Annotated in this window: 21 protein-coding genes; 14 read left to right on the top strand and 7 right to left on the bottom strand. The window is 69.6% G+C overall.

Going from position 1 to position 22,450, the window contains the following annotated elements; genetic code table 11:
- Position 1: 1 nt before the first annotated feature.
- On the bottom strand, positions 2-931 hold the full coding sequence (locus ACNR9W_RS02005) for an ABC transporter ATP-binding protein (protein ID WP_419269337.1): 930 nt from the start codon (positions 929-931) through the stop codon (positions 2-4).
- A gap of 261 nt (positions 932-1,192) precedes the next feature.
- Between ACNR9W_RS02005 and ACNR9W_RS02000 the strand changes: the two genes are divergently transcribed.
- The gene (locus ACNR9W_RS02000; protein ID WP_419269339.1) at positions 1,193-1,921 is read left to right on the top strand and encodes a rhomboid family intramembrane serine protease; all 729 of its coding nucleotides are present in this window, start codon (positions 1,193-1,195) and stop codon (positions 1,919-1,921) included.
- On the opposite strand, the gene mnmD is transcribed toward ACNR9W_RS02000, so the two are convergent.
- Positions 1,908-2,600, bottom strand: coding sequence for a tRNA (5-methylaminomethyl-2-thiouridine)(34)-methyltransferase MnmD (gene mnmD, locus ACNR9W_RS01995; RefSeq protein WP_419269341.1), 693 nt, complete (start codon positions 2,598-2,600; stop codon positions 1,908-1,910). The two genes, ACNR9W_RS02000 and mnmD, sit on opposite strands and share 14 nt — an antisense overlap.
- Positions 2,601-2,645: 45 nt before the next feature.
- Here mnmD and ACNR9W_RS01990 point away from each other — a divergent pair, with 45 nt between their 5' ends.
- From ACNR9W_RS01990 to ACNR9W_RS01940, 11 genes are all read left to right on the top strand, one after another.
- Positions 2,646-3,665 carry an NAD(P)/FAD-dependent oxidoreductase gene (locus ACNR9W_RS01990; protein ID WP_419269343.1) on the top strand — a complete coding sequence of 340 codons (1,020 nt, stop codon included), beginning with the start codon at positions 2,646-2,648 and terminating at the stop codon, positions 3,663-3,665.
- 120 nt (positions 3,666-3,785) lie between these two features.
- Positions 3,786-5,054: a DUF4202 family protein gene (locus ACNR9W_RS01985; protein WP_419269345.1), complete on the top strand. Its 1,269-nt coding sequence runs from the start codon at positions 3,786-3,788 to the stop codon at positions 5,052-5,054.
- 42 nt (positions 5,055-5,096) lie between these two features.
- Positions 5,097-7,376: a bifunctional salicylyl-CoA 5-hydroxylase/oxidoreductase gene (locus tag ACNR9W_RS01980; protein WP_419269347.1), complete on the top strand. Its 2,280-nt coding sequence runs from the start codon at positions 5,097-5,099 to the stop codon at positions 7,374-7,376.
- Positions 7,373-8,098 (top strand): SDR family NAD(P)-dependent oxidoreductase, encoded by a 726-nt coding sequence (locus ACNR9W_RS01975; protein WP_419269349.1) that lies wholly within the window; start codon positions 7,373-7,375, stop codon positions 8,096-8,098. The genes ACNR9W_RS01980 and ACNR9W_RS01975 overlap by 4 nt, the downstream gene beginning before the upstream one ends.
- Entirely contained in the window at positions 8,095-8,529 is a 435-nt protein-coding gene (locus tag ACNR9W_RS01970; protein WP_419269351.1) for a MarR family winged helix-turn-helix transcriptional regulator, read from the top strand. Before ACNR9W_RS01975 ends, ACNR9W_RS01970 begins: the two co-directional genes overlap by 4 nt.
- Positions 8,526-9,338, top strand: a complete 813-nt coding sequence (locus ACNR9W_RS01965; RefSeq protein WP_419269353.1) for an enoyl-CoA hydratase family protein — start codon at positions 8,526-8,528, stop codon at positions 9,336-9,338. Before ACNR9W_RS01970 ends, ACNR9W_RS01965 begins: the two co-directional genes overlap by 4 nt.
- Positions 9,339-9,366: 28 nt before the next feature.
- Positions 9,367-10,497, top strand: coding sequence for an acyl-CoA dehydrogenase family protein (locus tag ACNR9W_RS01960; protein ID WP_419269355.1), 1,131 nt, complete (start codon positions 9,367-9,369; stop codon positions 10,495-10,497).
- Positions 10,494-10,883, top strand: coding sequence for an acyl-CoA thioesterase (locus ACNR9W_RS01955; protein ID WP_419269357.1), 390 nt, complete (start codon positions 10,494-10,496; stop codon positions 10,881-10,883). The genes ACNR9W_RS01960 and ACNR9W_RS01955 overlap by 4 nt, the downstream gene beginning before the upstream one ends.
- Positions 10,876-11,271 carry a RidA family protein gene (locus ACNR9W_RS01950; RefSeq protein ID WP_046001239.1) on the top strand — a complete coding sequence of 132 codons (396 nt, stop codon included), beginning with the start codon at positions 10,876-10,878 and terminating at the stop codon, positions 11,269-11,271. The genes ACNR9W_RS01955 and ACNR9W_RS01950 overlap by 8 nt, the downstream gene beginning before the upstream one ends.
- A 10-nt stretch (positions 11,272-11,281) precedes the next feature.
- On the top strand, positions 11,282-12,895 hold the full coding sequence (locus tag ACNR9W_RS01945; protein ID WP_419269359.1) for an AMP-binding protein: 1,614 nt from the start codon (positions 11,282-11,284) through the stop codon (positions 12,893-12,895).
- A complete protein-coding gene (locus ACNR9W_RS01940) occupies positions 12,892-13,713 on the top strand; it encodes a tryptophan 2,3-dioxygenase (RefSeq protein ID WP_419269361.1) in 822 nt (273 codons plus the stop codon). Before ACNR9W_RS01945 ends, ACNR9W_RS01940 begins: the two co-directional genes overlap by 4 nt.
- A gap of 95 nt (positions 13,714-13,808) precedes the next feature.
- On the opposite strand, the gene ACNR9W_RS01935 is transcribed toward ACNR9W_RS01940, so the two are convergent.
- A complete protein-coding gene (locus ACNR9W_RS01935; RefSeq protein WP_419269363.1) occupies positions 13,809-14,531 on the bottom strand; it encodes a GNAT family N-acetyltransferase in 723 nt (240 codons plus the stop codon).
- A complete protein-coding gene (locus tag ACNR9W_RS01930) occupies positions 14,528-15,268 on the bottom strand; it encodes a competence/damage-inducible protein A (protein WP_419269365.1) in 741 nt (246 codons plus the stop codon). Before ACNR9W_RS01930 ends, ACNR9W_RS01935 begins: the two co-directional genes overlap by 4 nt.
- A 109-nt stretch (positions 15,269-15,377) precedes the next feature.
- Here ACNR9W_RS01930 and map point away from each other — a divergent pair, with 109 nt between their 5' ends.
- Positions 15,378-16,175: a type I methionyl aminopeptidase gene (map, locus tag ACNR9W_RS01925; RefSeq protein WP_419269367.1), complete on the top strand. Its 798-nt coding sequence runs from the start codon at positions 15,378-15,380 to the stop codon at positions 16,173-16,175.
- Here the strand turns inward: map and ACNR9W_RS01920 are convergent, their stop codons facing one another.
- Positions 16,176-16,784 (bottom strand): YqgE/AlgH family protein, encoded by a 609-nt coding sequence (locus tag ACNR9W_RS01920; protein WP_419269369.1) that lies wholly within the window; start codon positions 16,782-16,784, stop codon positions 16,176-16,178.
- Positions 16,785-16,887: 103 nt separating this feature from the next.
- Here ACNR9W_RS01920 and ACNR9W_RS01915 point away from each other — a divergent pair, with 103 nt between their 5' ends.
- Entirely contained in the window at positions 16,888-17,727 is an 840-nt protein-coding gene (locus ACNR9W_RS01915; RefSeq protein ID WP_419269371.1) for a protein-disulfide reductase DsbD domain-containing protein, read from the top strand.
- Here ACNR9W_RS01915 and ACNR9W_RS01910 read toward each other — a convergent pair.
- A complete protein-coding gene (locus ACNR9W_RS01910; protein WP_419269373.1) occupies positions 17,717-21,070 on the bottom strand; it encodes an efflux RND transporter permease subunit in 3,354 nt (1,117 codons plus the stop codon). The genes ACNR9W_RS01915 and ACNR9W_RS01910 overlap by 11 nt on opposite strands.
- Positions 21,063-22,406, bottom strand: a complete 1,344-nt coding sequence (locus ACNR9W_RS01905; RefSeq protein WP_419269375.1) for an efflux RND transporter periplasmic adaptor subunit — start codon at positions 22,404-22,406, stop codon at positions 21,063-21,065. The genes ACNR9W_RS01910 and ACNR9W_RS01905 overlap by 8 nt, the downstream gene beginning before the upstream one ends.
- Positions 22,407-22,450 lie beyond the last annotated feature (44 nt).

The following is a 22,450-nucleotide window of genomic DNA, read 5'->3' as shown; positions in this document are numbered from 1 at the left end:
CTCATGCCGCGTTCTCCGAAACCAGGGACAGGAAGACCTCCTCAAGGGAGGATTGCCGGGTGGACACGTCGCGCACGGTGATCCCCTGCGCCGCCAGGTCCCCCAGCAGCCGCGCGATGCCGGTGCGTTCGGCGCGGGTATCGTAATCGAAGGCCAGTTGCCGGCCGTCCGGCGACAGGCTGAGATCGCGCCCGGCCAGTTCGGGGGGAATCGCCGCCAGGGGCGCGTCCAGGTCGATGGTCAGGGTCTTCTTGCCGAAATCGCCCATCAGCTCGGCCGTGGGGCGGACCAGCAGCAGCTGGCCTTTGGCGATGACGCCGACGCGGTCGGCCATCTCCTCGGCCTCCTCCAGGTAATGCGTGGTCAGGATGATGGTCACCCCTTCGCGGCGCAGATCGGCCACCACATCCCACATCTCGCGGCGCAGGGCCACGTCCACGCCGGCGGTCGGTTCGTCCAGGAACAGCACCTTGGGCTGGTGCGACAGCGCCTTGGCGATCAGCACGCGGCGCTTCATGCCGCCCGACAGCTCGCGCGTGGCGGCATCGCGCTTGTCCCACAGCGACAGCGCCCGCAGGATGCGTTCGATATGGGCGTCGTCACGGGGCATCCCGAAGAGGCCGCGGGTGAAGCGGACGCAGTTGATGACCTTCTCGAACGGTTCCAGCGCGATTTCCTGCGGGACAAGGCCGATCAGGCGGCGGGCCGCGCGCCAGTCGCTGCGGATGTCGTGGCCGCCCACGCGGACCGTGCCGCCGGTCGGCACGACCAACCCGCAGATGATCGAGATCAGCGTCGTCTTGCCCGCCCCGTTCGGCCCCAGAAGGGCGATGATCTCGCCCTCGTCGATGGTCAGGCTGACATCGTCCAGCGCCCGGGTGCCGCTGCCGTACTGCTTCGAAAGATGGTCGATTTCGATGATCGCGCCCATGCGCCTCTCCCGTGTGAATGGATGCCCGCGGGCCGCATGCGCCCGGTCCGCAGATAGGCATGCCCGCCGGCCTTTGCCAGCCGGGCGCCTTTTGCCTCCGCCTTTGCGGCCTCGGGCGAAGGCTTGCACCCTCGGCGCCTCCGACGCAAGCTGCCCCCGCACCCCCCTCCGGAGACGCCCGATGGCCCCACCTGCCCCGCCCTGCGCCGCGCCACGCCCCCGTGTTGCACCCTGCGACCGCGCCCGGACGGGCTGACACCGATGTTCCCGATCCGCGACCACAATCCCTCCAGCCGCAGGCCGCTGGTCACCTGGGCGCTGATCGCGGCCAATATCGCAATGTATCTGGTCACCCTGCCGGGACAGGAGGCAGGCGAGATGCTCTGGGCGCAGCTGGCGCTCTATCCGCTGGCCATCGTCAACGGAGAGCTGATGGGCGGGCTGCTGACCCACATGTTCCTGCATGCGGGCCTGCTGCACCTGGGCGGAAACATGCTGTTCCTGTGGATCTTCGGCGACAACCTGGAGGACCAGATGGGCCGCGCGGGCTTTCTGGGCTTCTACCTGGGCGCAGGGCTTGCGGCGGCGGCGGCGCAGATCTGGGCCGACCCGCTGTCGCCGGTGCCGATGGTCGGCGCCTCGGGGGCGATCGCGGGGGTGATGGGGGGCTATCTGCTGATGTTCCCGCGCGCCCGGGTCGATGTGGTGGCGATCTTCATCATTTTCTTCAAGGTCTTCACCCTGCCCGCCTGGCTGATGCTGGGCCTCTGGTTCGGCCTGCAGCTGCTGGGCGGCTTTGCCAATGTCGGCGCGCAGGGCGGCGTGGCCTACTGGGCCCATGCGGGCGGATTTGCCGCGGGCCTGCTGCTGGCGCTGCCGCTGTTCCTGCGCCGGGGTGGCCCGGACTTCTGGAGCCGCACCCATGGCCATCCCCCGCATCCGGACGCGGCCTATGCCGGCAGCCGTATCCCCCGGGTCACGCGTCGATGACAGGCGCTGCGGGCAGCCGCCCGACGCTCATGTGCCGCTTGCGCCCGAAACCCGGGCTGCGGGTCACCACGAACCCCGCCTCGGCCAGGGCCCGGCGCACATGGCCGGCCGCGGTATAGGTCGCAAAGCTGCCGCCGGGCCGGGTGTGCCGCGCCACCTGGGCCATCACCGCAGGTTCCCACATCTGCGGGTTCTTGGCGGGCGAGAACCCGTCCAGGAACCAGGCATCGGCCCGCCCGTGCCATTCGGGCAAGGTTTGCGCCACGTCGCCCAGCACCAGTGTCAACTCGACCTGGCCCAGGTTGATCCGCGCGCCGCCCCAGCCCGCCCGCAACTGCGCCGCCAGGTCCGCCAGTTCCGGAAAGGCCGCATGGGCCTGGGCCAGTTGCGGCAGGCTCATCGGGAAGGCCTCGAAGCTGGTCATCCGCACCGGCACCTGCGCGACCTGCGCCAGCGCCAGCGCGTTCAGCCCGGTGCCAAAGCCCAGTTCCGCCACGTGAAAGCCTGCCACCAGCCGCGCGGGCAGGTCGTTGCCCTGCAAGAACACGTGCCGGGTTTCCTCCAGCCCGCCCGACAGGCTGAAATACGGGTCGTCGAACCGGGTCGACACCGGCACGCCCCCCTCGCGCCAGTCCAGCGCAGGCTCGTCTTCGGGGCGGGGTTGGTCTAGATCGCTCATGACCGGCAGCTTTCGGGAAAGGACGCGGCTTTGGCAAGGGACGGGATGATCCATGTGGCAGGGGCCGGCATCTTCGGGCTGGCCACGGCCTGGGCGCTGGCCCGCCGGGGCGCGCGGGTGCGGGTCTTCGAGGCGCGCCACATCGGCGCCGGCGCCTCGGGCGGGCATGTGGGCGCCCTGGCCCCCCATGCGCCCGAAAACTGGAACCCCAAAAAGGCGCTGCAGCTGCAAAGCCTTTTGGCCGCCCCGGACTTCTGGGCCGAGGTCGAGGATGTCTCGGGCCTGCCCACAGGCTATGGCCGCACGGGCCGCCTGCAGCCTGTCGCGGACCCGGCCATGGCCGAACGCATGACCGACCGCATCGCGGCCGCCGCGCGGAACTGGCCGCAGGACCTGGGGATGTCGCTGACCGACTGCCCGGACGCACCCCTGGTGCCCGACAGCCCCACCGGGCTGTGGCTGCAGGACCGGATGACCGCACGGCTGAACCCGCGTGCCGCGCTGGCCGCCTTGGCTGCCGCCATTCGCACGCGGGGCGGCGAGATCATCGAGGATCGCCCGGCGCCGGATGCGGCCCCCACCCTCTGGGCCACGGGAACGCCGGGACTTTTCGACCTGAACCTGGCGCTGGAGCGCAGGATCGGCCAGGGCGTCAAGGGCCAGTCGCTGCTGCTGGCCCATGCCGCGCCGGACGCGCCGCAGGTCTTTGCGGACGGGCTGCACGTGGTCCCCCATGCCGACGGCACCACCGCGATCGGCTCCACTTCGGAAAACAGCTATGACCATGACCGTCCCGATCATCAGGCCGACGCATTGCTGGCCCGCGCCCGCGCCCTGTGCCCCGCGCTGCGGGAGGCGCCGGTCCTGGAGGTCTGGGCCGGCCTTCGCCCGCGCGCACGTTCCCGCGCGCCCGTGCTGGCCCCCTGGCCGGGACGGCCGGGCCACCTGATCGCCAATGGCGGCTTCAAGATCGGCTTTGGCATGGCGCCCCTGATCGCGGATCTGGCGGCCCAGGTCCTGCTGGACGACCGCCAGGACCTTCCCGACCTTTTTGCGCTGCCCTGATCCTTCTCCCTTGCCGAGATGCCTCCGGGGGAGTCCGCAGGACGGAGGCCGCGCCGCCCATCTTTGCTTGCCTCTGGCACCCCCCTTGCGCACAGTCGCCAAAAGAACCCGGAGACCGCGATGACCCGCCTCGACCACGCCTTTGCCGCCATCGACGCCGCCAATACGCAGGACCCGAACCTTGATGAGGGCAAGCCGGCCAACCTGCTTTATGGCCAGCGGATGACGGCGGAACAGCAAAGCCTGTTTCCCCAGGCCGACGACGTGCTGCGCATCGCTTGCCGGGGCCAGCACATCGAACGCTGGACCCTGCCCCGCAGCGCCTTTCCGATGAACCGCCCCGGCTATCTGCAATGGCGCCAGGAGCAGGGCCGCCGCCATGCCGAGCGTATCGCGGGCATCATGACGGATGCGGGCTATGACGCGGACGACATCGACCGCGCCCGCAGGATGCTGACGAAACAGGGGATCAAGCGCGATCCCCAGGTCCAGGCGCTGGAGGACGTGATCTGCTTCACCTTCATCCGCTGGTATCTGGGCGACTTCATGGCCGCCCTGCCCAACGACAAGATGCCCCGCATCATCGAAAAGACCGCCCGCAAGATGTCGGACGAGGCTCGGGCCCGCGCCTTGGCCGAATTCCCCATGCCCGAAAACTTTGCCCGCTTCTTCCGCGAAGGCGACCGGCCGCAGATCGTGACGCGGGCGGTCATCATCTCGCATGGCCAGCCCGGCGACCCCGCGCCCCAGCAGGCGGCGATCGAGGCCCTGGCGGCCGAGGTGGCGCGCCACGCGCCCGGCGTCGAGGTCCTGGGGGCGACCCTGGCCGACCCCGAGGCGCTGCCCCGCACCTGCCGCAGCGACTGCATCATCTATCCGATGTTCATGGCCGAGGGCTGGTTCACCGGCACCGAACTGCCCCGCCGCCTGACCGGGGCGGGTGCGCCGGGCGCCCATATCATGCGCCCCTTCGGCACCGATCCGGGCCTGCCGGACCTCATCGTCGAAAAGGCCCGGCAGGCGGCCGAGGCGCAGGGCTGGGCGCTGCCCGACACGACGCTGCTGCTGTCGGCGCATGGCTCTCAGCGCAGCCAGGCCAGCTTTGATATCACCACCGCGCTGGCCGAACGCCTGTCGCCGCATTTCGCGCGGGTCGTCACGGGATTCGTCGAACAGGAGCCCTTCATCGCCGATGCCGCGAAGGGGCTGGAGCGCGCGATCAGCCTGCCGCTGTTCGCGCTGAGGGCCGAACATGTGCTGGACGACCTGCCCGAGGCGCTGGACCAGGCGGGCTTCACCGGCCCGCGCCTTGCCCCCCTGGGCCTGGCCCCCGAGGTCCCGGCGATGATCGCCCGGTCCATCGCCCAGGAAGCTTCAAGCTTGAAATGATCTTGGCGCCATGCCAGCCTCCGGTGCAGGAGGTGGCACGTCATGAAGATTCTCTGTCTGGGCGGCGGTCCGGCGGGCCTTTATTTCGCGATCTCCATGAAGCTGCGCGATCCGGCGCATGAGGTGACCGTGCTGGAACGCAACGGCGCGGGCGACACCTTCGGCTGGGGCGTGGTGCTGTCCGACGACGCCCTGTCGCGGCTGGAAGGCAACGACCCGTCCTCGGCGCAGGCGATCCGCGACCACTTCATCTATTGGGATGATATCGCGGTGGTGCGCGACGGCCACCGGCAGGTCTCTGGCGGGCACGGCTTCGCGGGGATCGGCCGGCGGCAGCTGCTGATCCTGCTGCAGGACCGCGCGCGACAGCTGGGCGTGGACCTGCAATTTCAGACCGAGTTCCAGACCGCCGAACATTACCGCCGCGACTATGACCTGGTCGTCGCCTGCGACGGGCTGAACAGCAAGGTGCGCGCCGAATATGCCGAGGTCTTCCGCCCCGACATCGACATGCGCCGCTGCAAGTTCGTCTGGCTGGGCACGAAACAGAAATTCGACGACGCCTTCACCTTCATCTTCGAGAATACGCCGCAGGGCTGGCTCTGGGCGCATGTCTATTCCTTCGACGCCGACACCGCGACCTTCATCGTGGAATGTTCGCAGGAGACCTGGGACGCGATGGGCTTCGAAGGCATGACCAAGGAGCAGATCGTCGAGACCTGCCGCGAGGTCTTCAAGGACCATCTGGGCGGGCGCGACCTGATGTCGAACGCCGCCCATCTGCGTGGCTCTGCCGTCTGGATGAACTTTCCGCGCGTCATCTGCGACCGTTGGTACCATGAGAACGTCGTGCTGATGGGCGATGCGGCGGCGACGGGGCATTTCTCGATCGGCTCGGGCACGCGGCTGGCCTTGGACAGCGCCATCGCGCTGGCCGATTACCTGCATTCGGAACCCGACCTGCCCCGCGCCTTCGAACGCTATCAGGACGAGCGGCGGGTCGAGGTGCTGCGCCTGCAATCGGCGGCCCGCAACAGCCTGGAATGGTTCGAGGAGGTCGAACGCTATCTGGACCTGGACCCGATCCAGTTCACCTATTCCCTGCTGACCCGCAGCCAGCGCATCGGCCACGAGAACCTGCGCCTGCGCGACCCCGATTGGGTCCGCGAGGCCGAGGACTGGTTCCAGGCCCAGGCCGGCGGCCAGCCGGGCCGCGCGCCGATCTTTGCCCCCTTCCGCCTGCGCGACATGGCGCTGAAGAACCGCATCGTCGTCTCGCCCATGGCCCAGTACAAGGCCCGCGAAGGCTGCCCGACCGACTGGCATCTGGTCCATTACGGCGAACGCGCCAAGGGCGGGGCGGGGCTGGTCTTTACCGAGATGACCTGCGTCAGCGCGCAAGGCCGCATCACACCCGGCTGTCCGGGCCTTTACGCGCCCGAGCATCAGGCGGCCTGGCGGCGGATCACCGATTTCGTCCATGCGGAAACCGACGCGAAGATCTGCTGCCAGATCGGCCATTCGGGCCGCAAGGGCAGCACCCGCATCGGGTGGGAGGGGATGGACCAGCCGCTGGCCGAGGGCAACTGGCCGGTCATGGCCGCGTCCGCCCTGCCTTGGTCCGACGGCAACGCCGTCCCGCGCGAAATGACCCGTACCGACATGAAGGCGGTCACCACGCAGTTCGTCGCCGCCACCCGCATGGCCGATGCGGCGGGCTTTGACATGGTCGAGCTGCACGCGGCGCACGGCTATCTGCTGTCGGGGTTCCTGTCGCCGGTGTCGAACCGGCGCACGGATGACTATGGCGGCAGCCTAGAGAACCGCCTGCGCTGGCCGCTGGAGGTCTTCGCCGCGATGCGCGTCGTCTGGCCGGAGGACAAGCCGATGTCGGTGCGCATCTCGGCCACGGACTGGACCGATGACGGCGTCACGCCCGAGGATTCGGTTGCCATCGCGCAGGCCTTTCACGCGGCGGGAGCGGATATCATCGACGTGTCCGCAGGCCAGACGACGCCCTTGGCGCGGCCGGTCTATGGGCGGATGTTCCAGACGCCGTTTTCCGACCGCATCCGCAACCAGGCCGGGCTGGCCACGATGGCGGTGGGCAACATCACCAACGCGGATCAGGCCAACGGCATCCTGATGGCGGGGCGCGCCGATCTGGTGGCCATCGGGCGGCCACATCTGGCCGACCCGTATTGGACGCTGCACGCGGCGACGGCGCTTGGCGACGGGACGGACTGGCCTCTGCCCTATCACGCGGGGCGCGATCAGGCCCGGCGTCTGGCCCAGAAGCAGCCCGAGGAGATCCGCGCATGACCCGCATCCTGATCACCGGTGGCGGCAGCGGCACCGGCGCCGACATGGCCCGCGCCTTTGCGGCCCAGGGCCACGAGGTCGTCATCACCGGCCGCGATGCCACCAAACTGGACGCGGTGGCGGGCGAATTGATCCGCGCCGTCCCGGGCGATGTCAGCGACGAGGATCAGGTGCGCACAGTCTTTGACGCCGCCGGTCCCTGCCAGGTGGTCATCGCCAATGCGGGCATCGCCGAGGCCGCGCCCTTTGGCAAGGTCACGATGGATCACTGGAACCGCATCATCGCGGTCAACCTGACCGGCGTGTTCCTGACATTCCGGCAGGCGCTTTCGCAGATGGGACCGGGGGGGCGGATGATCGCCATCTGTTCGATCACCGGCGTGCGCGGCGCGGCCTATGCGGCGCCCTATGCGGCCAGCAAGCACGGCGTGATGGGCCTGGTGCGGTCGCTGGCGCTGGAGGTCGCCCGGAAGGAGATCACCGTCAACGCGATCTGCCCCGGCTATCTGGATACCGAGATGACCGGGCGCAGCATCGCCAACATCATGGAAAAGACCGGCCGCGACCGCGATGCGGCGGTGGCGGCGCTGGCGGGCCGGAACCCGCAGGGGCGGCTGATCGCGCCTGCGGAGGTGACGGCCACGGCCCTGTGGTTGGCATCGCTCGCGGCGGCCAGCGTGAACGGCCAAGCCATCGTCCTGGACGGGGGCGAGAGCGCATGAGCGACCTGTCAAAGCGACGGCTGAAGACCTGGATCCGCCTTCTGGGCGTGACGCGGGGGGCCGAGAACCAGCTGCGCGACTATCTGCGCCGCGCGCATGGCACCACCCTGCCGCGGTTCGACGTGATGGCGGCGCTGTGGCGCAGGCGGGACGGCGTGACCATGTCGGAACTGTCGCGCCTGCTTTTGGTGTCGAACGGCAACGCGACCGCGGTCGTCGACCGGCTGGAGGCAGACGGCATGGTGCGCCGCGAGGCCGAGGATGGCGACCGCCGCCGCATCCGCGTGCGCCTGACGCCCGGGGGCCTGGAGGCATTCGAGATCATGGCCCTGGGCCACGAGGCCGAGGTCGACGCGATCCTGGGACGATTGTCCGAAACCGATCTGGAGGCGCTGCGCGACATCCTGTCCCGCGCCGGGAGAACCGAATGAACCCCGTCACCATGGCAGGCCTCGCGCCCGAGCATTTCCTGTGGGAGGTCACGGACCGCATCGCGGTGATCCGTCTGAACCGCCCCGAGCGCAAGAACCCCCTGACCTTTGACAGCTATGCCGAGCTGGGGGCGTGTTTCCGCATGCTGGCGCATGCATCGGATGTGGATGTGGTGGTGCTGGCCTCGAACGGCGGGAATTTCTGTTCGGGCGGCGACGTGCATGAGATCATCGGGCCGCTGGTGGGCATGGAGATGCCGCAGCTGTTGGCCTTTACCCGCATGACCGGGGAGCTGGTGCGCGCGATGATCCATTGCGGCAAGCCGGTGATCGCCGCGGTCGAGGGGGTCTGCGTCGGTGCGGGCGCGATCATGGCGATGGCCAGCGACCTGCGGCTGGCGGCGCCGTCCGCCAAGGCGGCGTTCCTGTTCACCAAGGTGGGGCTGGCGGGCTGCGACATGGGCGCCTGCGCGATGCTGCCGCGCATCGTGGGCCAAGGGCGGGCGGCGGAGCTTTTGTACACGGGCCGCGTGCTGCGCGCCGCGGAGGGCGAGCGGTGGGGGTTCTGGAACAGCCTGCATGACGACGTCTTCGCGGCCGCGATGGATCTGGCGCGGGCCATCGCGGCGGGGCCCACCTGGGCGCATGGCATCACCAAGACGCAGCTGCTGCAGGAATGGACCATGGGGCTGGACCAGGCAATCGAGGCCGAGGCGCAGGCCCAGGCCATCTGCATGAGCACGCGCGATTTCGAACGCGCCTATCGGGCCTTTGTCGCCAAAGAGGTGCCGGTCTTCGAGGGCAACTGATTTTTCAGGTATTTGGGCAACAGAGAAGATGGATCGCAGCTTTCTGGACTGGCCGTTCTTCGAGGACAGGCATCGGGTGCTGGCCCAAGGGCTGGAGGACTGGGCCACGGGTGCGCTGCCGGTGGATCACGTCGATGTCGACGGGGCCTGTCGGGGGCTGGTGCGGGCCTTGGGGAACGGCGGCTGGTTGCGCCATTCGGGGGGCGAGGCGCTGGACGTGCGCGCGCTGTGCCTGATCCGCGAGACGCTGGCGCGCCATGACGGGCTGGCGGATTTCGCATTCGCCATGCAGGGGCTGGGCATGGGCGCGGTGACGCTGTTCGGCAGTGCGGCGCAGCGGGCATGGCTGGAGCGGACGCGTTCGGGGCGGGCCATTTCGGGGTTCGCGCTGACCGAGCCTGCATCGGGGTCGGACGTGGCGCGGCTGGCGACCACGGCGCGGCGCGAGGGCGACGGGTGGGTGCTGGACGGGGAAAAGACCTATATCTCGAATGGCGGGATCGCGGATGTCTATGTGATCGTCGCGCGGACCGGAGAGGGTGCGGGCGCGCGGGGGCTGTCGGCCTTTCTGCTGCCCGCCGAGACGCTGGGGCTGGAGATGGTCAGCCGCATCGACGTGATGGCCCCGCATCCGCTGGCGCATCTGCGCCTGACGGGGGTGCGGCTGCCCGGCGACGCGCTGATCGGCCAGCCGGGACAGGGCTTTCGCATCGCGATGACGGTGCTGGATCATTTCCGGCCCACGGTGGGGGCCGCGGCCTTGGGGTTCGCGCGGCGCGCCTTGGACGAGGCGCTGGCCCGCGTGCGGTCGCGCCAGATCCAGGGCGCGCCCATGGCCGAGTTGCAGATGGTCCAGGGGCATCTGGCCGACATGGCGCTGAAGATCGACGCCGCCGCCCTGCTGATCTATCGCGCGGCTTGGGCCAAGGACCGGGGCGTTGCGCGCATCACCCGCGAGGCGGCGATGGCGAAACTCTATGCCACCGAGATCGCGCAGGAGGTCATCGACCAGGCTGTGCAGCTGCATGGCGGCGACGGCGTGCGCGTGGGCAGCCCGGTCGAGAGCCTGTACCGCGAGATCCGCGCCCTGCGCATCTATGAGGGGGCCAGCGACGTGCAACGCGTCGTCATCGCCCGCAGCATCCTGGAGGGCGCATGACCTATACCCGCACCATTCCCATCGAATTCTGTCATTGCGACCCGGCGGGGATCGTCTTCTATCCCCGCTATGCGGAGATGGTGAACCACATGGTGGAGAACTTCTTCCTGGAGGTCGTGGGGCATGGCTTCGGGCCGATGATGGCGGCGGGTCAGGGCATGCCCACCGTCGCGCTGGAGATGGCGTTCCGCAAGCCGTCGCGCCTTGGTGACCGGCTGGACTGGACGCTGGTGGTCGAGCATCTGGGCCAGTCTAGCGCGCGTTTCCTGGTCCGCGGCGAGGACCGGGTGGAGGCACGGACAACCGTGGTCTGGATGGACCGCGATTTTACGCCCGCGCCCTGGCCCGCCGACATCCGCAAGACCCTGGAGGCGCATCATGCATGAACCCTTGCATCCGGCGACGTGGAAGCGGGCGTCGGGCTATTCCAACGGGATCATGGCGCGGGGGCGGATGATATTCACCGGCGGGCTGGTGGGCTGGGACGCGGATCAGGTCTTTCAGACCGATGATTTCGCGGGGCAGGTCCGGCAGGTGCTGGAGAACATCGTGGCGGTCCTGGCCGAGGGTGGCGCGGGGCCCCAGCATCTGGTGCGGCTGACCTGGTACGTCACCGACAAGCACGAATACCTGGGCGCGCTGCGCGAGGTGGGAGCCGCCTATCGCGACGTGATCGGGCGGCATTACCCGGCCATGGCACTGGTGCAGGTCGTGGCCCTGGTCGAGGACCGCGCCAAGGTCGAGATCGAGGCCACGGCCGTGGTGCCGGAATAGGGGGACGGTGATGCTGGGACCAAGCGGGCACGAGGATACGTTCACGCGCGACAACCTGCCTCCGCCGGAGGCCTGGCCGCGGATCGACCTGTCCCGATACGACTATCCCGACTGGCTGAATGCGGGGGCGGAACTGACCGACCGCATGGTCGATCGGGGCTTTGGCGACCGGGTCGCGCTGGTCGGCAACGGGCGGGCGCGGACCTACAAGGAGCTGTCGGACTGGACCAACCGGCTGGCCTATGCGCTGGTCGCGGATTACGGGCTGCGGCCGGGCAACCGGGTGCTGATCCGGTCGGCCAACAACCCCGCGATGGTCGCCTGCTGGCTGGCTGCGACCAAGGCGGGGGCGGTCGTGGTCAACACCATGCCCATGCTGCGCGCCAAGGAGCTGTCCCAGATCATCGACAAGGCGCAGGTGACGCATGCGCTCTGCGACACGCGGCTGATGGATGAGCTGGTGGCGGCGGCCAAGGGCTCGGCCACGCTGACCACGGTGGTTGGGTTCGACGGCACCGCGAACCACGATGCGGAGCTGGACCGGGCGGCGTTGACCAAGCCGGTGCGGTTCGACCCGGTGCGGACCGGGCGGGACGACGTGGCGCTGCTGGGCATGACCTCGGGGTCGACCGGAGAGCCCAAGGCCACGATGCATTTCCACCGCGACCTGCTGATCATCGCCGACGGCTATGCGCGCGAGGTGCTGGAGGTGACGCCGGACGATGTCTTTGTGGGGTCACCGCCCTTGGCCTTCACCTTCGGGCTGGGCGGGCTGGCGGTGTTCCCGCTGCGCTTCGGGGCTAGCGCGGTGCTGCTGGAGAATGCCTCTCCGCCGAACATGATCGAGATCATCGAACGCCACCGCGCCACGATCTGCGTGACGGCGCCCACCGCCTATCGGGTGATGCTGCGCGCGATGGACCAGGGGGCGGACCTCTCCAGCCTGCGCGCGGCGATCAGCGCCGGAGAGACCCTGCCCGCGCCGATCTGGCAGGACTGGCACGACCGCACGGGCAAGCCGCTGCTGGACGGGATCGGCGCCACCGAGATGCTGCACATCTTCCTGACCAATCGGCTGGACGACAGCCATCCGGGCTGCACCGGGCGTCCGGTTCAAGGGTATCGGGCGCGGATCGTCGACGATCAGGGCCATGAGGTGCCGCGCGGAGAGATGGGGCGTCTGGCGGTGATCGGGCCCACCGGCTGCCGCTATCTGAACGACGCGCGGCAGGCGGATTACGTGCAGGACGGCTGGAACCTGACCGGCGACACCTTCTGGCAGGATGAGGACGGCCGGTTCCATTTCGCGGCGCGCTGCGACGACATCATCGTGTCGTCGGGCTACAACATCGCCGGGCCGGACGTGGAGGCCGCCCTGCTGGCGCATCCCGACGTTCTGGAATGCGCGGTGATCGGCGCGCCCGACGCGGAACGCGGCCAGATCGTCGAGGCGCATGTGGTGCTCGCCCCCGGCATCGCGCCGGATGCGGCCACGTCCGAACGCTTGCAGCGGCACGTCAAGGATGCGATCGCGCCCTTCAAATATCCCCGCCGGGTGGTGTTCTGCGAGGCCCTGCCCAAGACTCAGACCGGCAAGATCCAGAGGTTCAGACTGAAGCAATGACCATCGACCCTGCACAGGAAGGCGCGCGCATGTCGTTCGACGGGCGCATGTCCTATGGCGATTACCTGGGGCTGGACCGCCTGCTGACGGCCCAAGCTCCCCTGTCGGACGCGCATGACGAGATGCTGTTCATCATCCAGCACCAGACGTCCGAATTGTGGATGAAGCTGGCGCTGCTGGAGATGGGGGCGGCGCGGGACCGGATCGCTGTGGGCGACCTGCGCCCGGCCTTCAAGATGCTGACGCGCGTGGCGCGGATCATGGAGCAACTGAATTCGGCCTGGGATGTGCTGCGCACGATGACGCCGTCGGAATATTCGACCTTTCGCCCGGCGCTGGCCGAAAGCAGCGGGTTCCAGTCGCATCAGTACCGGATGATCGAATTCGTCGCGGGCAACCGCAACATGGCGATGATCGCGCCCCATGCGCATCGCCCGGACCTGGCCGATGCGCTGCGGGCCGAGGCGGCGCAGCCGTCGCTCTATGACGAGGTTCTGGGGCGGCTGCGGGCGGCGGGATTCGATGTGGCCCCCCGGGCGGCGCTGGACGCCCCCCATGCGCCGGACGCGGCGGCGCGGGCGGCCTGGCTGGCCGTCTATCGCGATCCGGCACGGTATTGGGAGCTGTACGAACTGGCCGAGAAGCTGGTCGATTTCGAGGATTACTTCCGCCGCTGGCGGTTCAACCATGTGACCACCGTGGAACGGATCATCGGGTTCAAGCGCGGATCGGGGGGCACGTCGGGCGTCAACTATCTGCGGCGGATGCTGGACGTGGTGCTGTTCCCGGACCTGTGGGAGTTGCGGACCGAACTGTAGTTGGCAGGCAGGCGGCCGCGCCTGACCGGCCCTGGCGGGCTAGGGTCGCGGCTGTCAGTGGCGCCCGGACCTGCGGTCACGGTCGGTGCGACGGGTCAGACGGGGCCGTAATAGGCGTAGCTGCCTACGACCGTAAAGCCGAGGCTGGCATAGGCGGCCTGCGCCGTGCTGTTCGCGCGGCTGACGGCCAGGCCGATGCGGGTCGCGCCCAGATCCTGCGCCCAGAAAGCCGCCTGCCGCATCATCCATCCCGCAAGGCCCTGGCGGCGGAAGGCGGGCAGGACCTCGACCGCGTGGATCATGGCGACCGGCCCGTGCACGGCAACAAAACCGGCACCCGCCGCGCGGTCGCGGATGCGGCCCAGCAGGGCGGCCTTGGGCTGCGGCACCCGCTCCATGACGGCCTGCCGCGCCGGGTTGATGTTCCCGGCCGCCCAGATCTGCCGCTGGATCGCCAGGGGCGGCCAGACGGCAAAGGCGGTGACCGGGGGCAGCGGCCGGTCCGCAAGCGCGGCGACGGGTGCCGCCATGACCAGCGTCGGGATGTGCGGCCGGTAGCCGCGGTCCGTCAGCGCCGCGATCAGGTGGTCATCGTCGTCCCAGGCCCGGAACAGCGGCGGCTGGTCCCACAGCGCGTGCTGTGCCTGGGCGGCGTCCAGGTCACCGGACGCCCAAGGGCCGCAGACATGGGCGGAACTGGCCCGCCCCCCTGCCCCAAGGCCGCGGCCGACCAGGAAGCCACCGCAGCGAACGCTTTCCGCGGCGGGCCAGGTTGCCTCGAAGGCGTCCTCCAGCGCGGCGTCGGGCCGGCCGGTCACAGGCCGATCCGCGCCCGCAGTTCCGCCATGGCCTGATCCACCCGCCGGGCATCCAGACCGCGCACGACAAGGTTCGTGCCCCAGCCCGTCTCGTCCCGGAAGGGATAGGAGCCAAGCGACAGGTCGGCATATTCGGCGGCCAGGGCCTTCAGATCCTCGGCCACCTCGCTCTCGCCGCGCCGCACCTCGACCGACAGGGACTGGACCGGGCGCCCGCCGGGCAGGCGCGGGACCAGCCAGGCCACCATGGCGCGGAACACCTCGGGCACGCCGGCCATCACATGGGTCGCGCCGATGGAAAAGCCCGGCGCCGCCGAAACGCCATTGTCGATCAGGGTGGCGCCGACCGGGATGCGGGCCATGCGCAACCGGTTCTCGTTCAGCTCGATCCCCATGCGGTCGCAGCGGTCGGCCAGAAGGGCGCGGGCCTCGGGGTTCACCTCGACCGTGGTGCCATGCGCGGCGGCGACGGCATCGGCGGTGATGTCGTCATGCGTCGGCCCGATCCCGCCGGAGGTGAACAGCAGGTCGTAGTCGCCCCCCAGGGTGCCATCCAGCGCGCGGATCGCCGCGACGATCCGGTCGTGGTCGTCGGCCACGACGCGGATCTCGCGCAGGTCGAAGCCGGTAGCGGTCAGCACCTGGGCCAGGTGATGGGCGTTCCCCTCGCGGGTGCGGCCCGACAGGATCTCGTCTCCGATGACCAGGATCGCTGCGGTGGGATTGTCGGACTGCATGGGCACTGTCCCTTGGGCTGGATGCGGTTCCATCCTTCTATGCCCGCGCGAAGGGCTGGAACAAGTGGGCCTGCGCATCTATCTAGGGCCCATGAAGAAAGGATCAGCGATGGACGAGAGCCGTATCACCAAGGAAGGCATCCGCATCCACATGCCCGAGGATTTCGTGGGAATGCGGAAAGCCGGTGCGATGGCCGCGCAGATCCTGGACGAGGTCGGCCCCCTGGTCGAGCCGGGCGTGACCACCGGCGCCTTGGACGATTTCATCCGCAACCGGGTCGAGGAGCTGGGCGCGACCTCGGCCACGATCGGCTATCGCGGCTATCAGCATGCCAGCTGCATCAGCGTGAACCACGTGGTCTGCCACGGCATCCCGGGCGATAAGCTGCTGAAGGATGGCGACATCCTGAACATCGACGTGACGGTGATCCTGGACGGCTGGTTCGGGGACACCAGCCGGATGTATGTCGCGGGCCGCGCGCCCCTGAAGGCGCAGCGCCTGCTGCAGGTGACCCATGACGCGCTGATGAAGGGGATCGAGGCGGTGCGCCCCGGCGCGACCTTCGGCGACATCGGCGCCGCGATCCAGACCTATGCCGAGGAGCGGCGGATGTCGGTTGTGCGCGACTTCTGCGGCCACGGGATCGGGCGGGTGTTCCATTCGCCGCCGAACGTGCTGCATTTCGGCCGGTCCGGGAAGGGCCCGGTTCTGGAGGAGGGCATGTTCTTCACCATCGAGCCGATGATCAATCTGGGCCGCCCCGAGACCAAGGTCCTGGCCGACGACTGGACCGCCGTCACCCGCGACAAGTCGCTGTCGGCGCAGTTCGAACATTCGATCGGCGTGACCGCCGACGGCTGCGAGATCTTCACCCCGTCCGACAGGTTCTTTCCGACGCCGCGCTGATCAGGCGCGGCCGGCGGCCGCCGACAGCAGCGACGGATCGATTCCCTGGGCGCGCAGTGCCCGGCTCCATTTGTCGTTGTGCGAATGGTCGAAGATCAGGTCCTCGGCGCTGTCCCCGGTCAGCCAGCCATTGGCCAGCATCTCGGTTTCCAACTGGCCGGGACCCCATCCCGCATAGCCCAAGGCCAGGATCGCAGGTTCGGGGCCGTTCCCCTGGGCCAAATCCTCCAGGATGTCGCGCGTGGTGGTCATCGCCAGCGCCTGGCCGATGCGCATCCGCCCCTCGGGGTCCTGGCCATGTTCGGCCACCTTGTGCAGCACAAAGCCGCGCCCGGGCTCGACCGGGCCGCCAAAGCGCACCTCGATCGGGCGGGCGCCGTCATGCGCCTCGATCCCCAGCTGCTCCAGCAGGTCGCCAAAGTCGATCTCGGGCAGCGGGCGGTTCAGAAGCAGCCCCATCGCGCCCTCGTCCGAATGCGCGCAAACCAGCACGACCGAACGTTCGAAGCGCGGATCGCTCATCCCCGGCATGGCGATCAGGATCTTGCCGGTCAGGTTCTGGGGGGCCGGGTCGCGCGGGCCCGGATGCGTATCAAGAGGTGTGCTCATCGGGTCTCCTTTCCTGAATAGATGGGGATATCGGAGGCTGTTGCAAGGTTTGCGCGCAGTTGTGATTTCGCAGTCGGGGCACGCGGAGGCTATGGCTGGTCCCATGGTATCACATCCTCTGCCCGTCCTGGCCCTGTCACTTTGCCTGTCCGCCCTTGCCGCCGCGGCGCAGGACATTCCCGCCATGCCCGATGCCGCGGTCTCGGATGACATGCCGCCCGGTCTGGTGTCCGCGCGACTGCGTCCCGGCTGGACCGACGCGGCGGGAAACCGGGTTCTGGCACTGGAACTGCAGCTGGAGCCGGGCTGGAAGACCTATTGGCGCAGCCCCGGCGACACCGGCCTGCCCCCGCAGTTCGAATGGCAGGGGTCGCGGAACCTGGCCGAGGTGACCTTCCACTGGCCGGCGCCGCAGGCGATCCGGTCGGGCGAGCGGCTGGAGATGGGTTATCACGACAGCCTGCTGCTGCCCTTCACCGCGCGTCCCGCCGATCCCGGCCAGCCGCTGCAGGTGGCGGCGCAGGTGGAACTGGGCCTTTGCGAGAACATCTGCGTGCCGGTCCGGCTGGACCTCTCCGCCCCCGAAGCCGGCACCGTGCAGGATGCGCAGATCCTGGCCGCGCGTCAGGCCGAACCCAGGCGCCTGGACATGCAGCCGCCCTGCCGGGTGCTGCAGATCGACGACGGGCTGCGGGTCGAGGTGGGGCTGACGGGGGATGATGTCACGCTGGCGGCGGTCGAACTGCCCGACCGGCCCGATGTCTGGATCTCGGGCGCCGATCTGGTCGAGGGGCAGTCGGGCCCGCAGGCGGTGGTCGAGATGGTGGCGCCGTCGGGCAAGCCCTTCGAGATGGACCCCGAGGGGCTGCGCCTGACGGTGGTGTCGGGGCAAGGGCCGGCGACGCAGGCGGTCGAGATGCTGGGCTGCACCCCTATCGGCTAGGGCGCTGGCGGGCCAGGGCCAGCCCCGTCCCCAGCATGATCGCCACCAGCAGCAGCGCATAGGCGCCCAGGCCCGCGGCGACCGAGGGCGCGACCGGCCACCAGCCGGGCAGTCCCAGATCCAGCGCGGGGACCAGCGTCACCGGCACCAGCGTCGCAGCCAGCGCCACCAAGGCCAACCCGCTGGCCCACCACATGCCGGCGCGCAGCGGCCCCGACCGCAGGCTGCGCCGGAACCCTTGCCGCGCCCGCGCGACATCCGCGCCCACCGCCAGAACCGCCGGCACGACCAGCAGCACCAGCACCATCCCGAAGGCCAGGCCATAGGCCAGCGTCACCACCGTGGGCTTGAGGAACAGCGCCTGCGACGACCGTTCGTAAAGCAGGGGCGCCAGGCCCAGCACGGTCGTGGCCGTCGTCAGCAGCACGGGCCGGAACCGGTCGGCCACGGCATCCATGATCGCCGGGCGCAGGCCCCGCGTCCGGCCATAGTCGTCCACGGTCGAGATCAGGACGATGGAATCGTTGATGATGATCCCGGCCATGCCGATCAGCCCCACGATCGAGTACATGCTCATCGGCAGCTGCCAGCTGGCATGGCCCCAGACCGCGCCGATCAGGCCGAAGGGGATCACCGACATCACCACGACGGGCCGCGTCCAGCTGGCAAAGATCCAGGCCAGCACCATGTAGATGCCCAGCAGGGCCAGGCCAAAGCCGGTCAGCGCATCGCCCAGGAACTCTCGCTCCTGCTCGGCCAAGCCGGTGACGTCATAGGTGATGCCGAACCGGGCCGCGATGTCGGGCATCAGCCGGTCCTGCAGGTTCTGGGTGATCTCGGCCGCGCGGGCGGGATCGTCGCCCGAGATGTCGCCGGTGACCAAGATCATCCGCTCGCCGTTCTCGCGCCGCACGACCGAAAAGCCGGCCTCGGTGGTGACGGTGACGATGTCCGCCAGCGGCACCCAGGCCCCCGATCCGGTGCGCATCATCATGCGGTCCAGAAAGTCGCCGCGGCGCTGCTCCTCGGGCAGCTCGATCGTGATGGCGCCGGTGCGGGTGCCGACGGGAAATGTCGCGGCCTCGATCCCGCCCAGGCGCTGGCGCAATTCGCGGGCCAGCCCCTGGGTGGTGAAGCCAAGCGCCTCGCCCCGCGGCGTCAGTTGCAGGGCCAGCTCTTCCTTGTCGTAATCCATGCTGTCTTCCAGCGCGGACACCTCGGGGAACTGCGCCAGCCGCCGCTTCAGCGCCTCGGCCGCCGCCTTCAGCCGCGCCGCATCCGCCCCCGTCATCCGGACCGAGATCGCGTCGCCCCCCGGCCCCGACCGGAAGCCGCGAAAGCTGATCGTTTCCAGCCGCGGGTCCGAGGGCATGGCCTCCTGCAGGGCAGAGACGAATTCAAAGCTGGAATAGGGGCGGAAATCCGGGTCGATCAGCTCGATCTGGACCGCGCCCAGCAGGTCGGCATCCTTGGTGTCGGCACCGGGCAGCGGGCGCCCGGAATTGCCGCCCACCTGGGTCATCATATGGGTGATGGGATTGATGCCGAATTCCGCCGCATATTCCGCCGCGACGCCTTCAACCGCCTGCTGAACCAAGCCCATCACGCGCAGCGTATCCTCGCGCGTGGCGCCCGGCAGCATCATGAAATTGCCCGAGACGCTGCCCTGTTCGGGCGAATCGAAGAAACGCCAGGGCACCTTTCCGCTCATCAACGTCGCCGCCGACCAAGACAGGCCCACCAGAACCAGTGCCAGCACCGGATAGCGCGCCACCAGCACCAGCCGCGTCAGCGGGCGTATGATGCGCGCCACGAACCGGTCCAAGGCCCGGTTCACCAGGATCGAGGGGCGGTCATACCAGCGCTCCTTGGCGCTGTGGGCCAGGGCATGGGCCATGTGGTTCGGCAGGATCAGGAAACATTCCACCAGCGAGGCGACCAGCACCAGGATCACCGTCAGCGGAATGTCGGCGACCATGCTGCCGAAGCGGCCGCCGATCAGCATCAGGCCCGCAAAGGCGATGATCGTGGTCAGCGTGGAGGAGATAACAGGGGCCGACATGCGCAGGGCGGCCCGTTCCGCCGCCACCACGGGGGCCTCGCCCAGCTTGCGGGCGCGGTAGTCCGCATGTTCGCCCACCACGATCGCGTCGTCGACGATGATCCCCAGCGTCAGGATCAGCGCAAAAAGCGAGATCATGTTGATCGTCATGCCGGTCGCGTACATCAGCGCGACCGCCGCCAGCAGCGCGGCCGGAATGCCCGCCGCCACCCAGATCGCGGTGCGGGCGTTCAGGAACAGGAACAGCAGCCCCAGCACCAGCCCCAGACCCAAAAGCGCGTTGTCCAGCAGCAGCGACAGCCGGGCCGAGATCAGCTCGGCCCGCGCCCGGATCAACTCCATCGTGACGCCCTGGGGCAAGGTCGGCGCCATCTGCGCCACGGCGGCCTCGACCTCCTGCTGCATCCCGATCGCGTCGCCCGAGGCGTTGCGCTGGACCGCCACCGTCACCGCCGGGTTGCCGCGCACGAAATAGGCGATGTCGCGGCCGATGCCGCTGTCGCTGACCCGCGCCACCTGGCCCACGGTCAGCTGGCTGCCGTCGGGCAGGGCCTTCAGGACCAGCGCCGCCACGGCGGCCGGGTCGCGGGTTTCGGCCCCGGTGCGCACCCGCGCCGTCCCCGAGGCGACATCCCCCGCCGGCGTCGGCGCGGCCGCGGCCCCGATGACGGCCGCCACCTGCTCCATCGTCAGGTCGTGGCGCACCAGATCGGCCATGCGCAATTCGACCTGCGTTTCGGGGGCCGAGAGGCCGGTGACGGTCAGCCGCGTGACGCCGCGTGCATAAAGCCGGTTGGTCAGGTCGTCCGCGATCCGGCCCAGCTGATCCAGCCCGACAGGGCCGGTGATGACCACATCGGCCACGGAATCGCGCCAGGCGCGGCGGGTGACCTGCGGGTCCTCGGTTCCCTCGGGCAGGTCGCCGGCGGCCGCGACGGCGCTTTCGACCTCGGCCGTGGCGCGGGCCATGTCCCAGCCCGGTTCGAATTCCAGCCGCACCCGGGCGCTGCCCTTGCTGGCCTGGCTGGAGGTCAGCGCCACGCCCTCGACCGCCATCAGGGCCGGTTCCAGGACGCCCACGACGGAACGGTCCACGTCATCGGCCCCTGCCCCATCCCACCGCACGGTCACGTCGATCTGCTGCACGACCGTGTCGGGAAAGAACTGCGCGCGCAGGCGGGGCGCCGAATAAAGCCCAGCCACCACCATCACCGCCAGCACCAGGTTGGCCAGCGTCGCATGGCGGACGAACAGCGACAGCAGGCCCCGGCCCTCAGCCACGGCTTTCACCGCTCTCGCGGCGCACCTGCTGTTCCGGCCGGACGTCCGAACGGTCGGCCTCGTCCTCGGCCGCATCCCGGACCTGGATGCCGATCCCCAGCTGGGGCGCCCGTTCCGCCACGATCCGCGCCCCCTCCAGTGCGGCGGGCACCGACACGATCACGTCGTCGCCCTGGCGCCGCAGGACGGTCACCGGGACCGAGGTCAGCCGGTCGTCCTCGGCCAGGACCAGCAGGGCGCTGTCGGCCCCCACGGCCGCGGCGGGGATCCGCGCAGCATCGGGGATCACGGGTTCCGCAATGGTCACGGTCACGAAATCGCCCGGTCGCAGCGCCTCTCCGCCCTGGGTCAGGCGTGCATAGACGACGCGCCCGGCGCCCCCTTCGGCCACGGATGCGGCCGAACGTTCCAGCCGGCCTTCGGCGGTCAATCGCCCCCCACCGCTGTCCAGCGCCACCGTCACCGCATGATCCTGCAGGCTGCCGCCATCGCCCACCAGCCGCGAGAACTGGTCCAGCGACAGCGGGATCTGCACCTCCAGCGCATTGGGGTCGATGATCAGCGCCAGCTGTTCGTTCATGCCGACCAGCCCGCCTTCGACCGCCGTCACGGCGGTCACCCGCCCGTCGAAACCGGCCCGCAATTCGGTATCGGCCAAGGCGCGGCGCGCCTCCGACAGGGTGATCTCGGCCCGGCGCAGGGCATTGCGGGAGGCGGTCACGGCGCTTTCGGCATTGGCCAGGGCGGCACGACGGCTGATCACCGCCTGTTCGGCCGTCGAGGCGGCCAGTTCGGCCGTCTCGCGGTCGGCGCTGGTGCCCAAGCCACGCCCGGACAGTTCCAGCTGGCGGGTGACGGCGCCCTCGCGCAGGGTGGCCTGACGCTCGGCCGCGGCCAGATCCTCGGCGGCGATGGTGACGGTCCGGCGCGCATCCTCCAGCGTGGCCTGCGCGTCGTCACGCTCGGCCTGGCGGCTTTCCAGCGCGGCCTGCGCCGCCGAGGGGTCGATCCGCACCAGCAGCTGCCCCGCCCGGACCGTGCCGCCTTCCTGCAGCGCCGGGTCCAGCATCACGATCCGCCCTGCCGACCCGGCCCGCAGCTGCAGCTGCCGCCGCGACTGGACCTGGCCAAAGACCTGCATCTGCGGCTGGATCGGCTGCGGCGTCAGGGTGATGATGCGGGCGGCATAGACCTGTTCGGACGGGCCGCGCGACGGGGCTTCGCCGCTGCGGCGGGCCTCGACCGCCTGCCACAGCTGGAAAACCGCCAGAAACAGCAGCGCGATCGTCAGGAAGGTCAGGAACAGCCCCATCAGGCTGCGGGTCAGAAAGCGCATGCGGTCATGTCCATGTGGCGGACGTTACCGCATGATGCGGAAAC

Origin of the sequence: Paracoccus sp. T5 (assembly GCF_048538155.2) — a bacterium.
GTDB lineage: Bacteria > Pseudomonadota > Alphaproteobacteria > Rhodobacterales > Rhodobacteraceae > Paracoccus.
The sequence above is the reverse complement of the archived record's forward strand: the minus strand, read 5'-3'. Positions and strand labels throughout refer to the sequence as shown.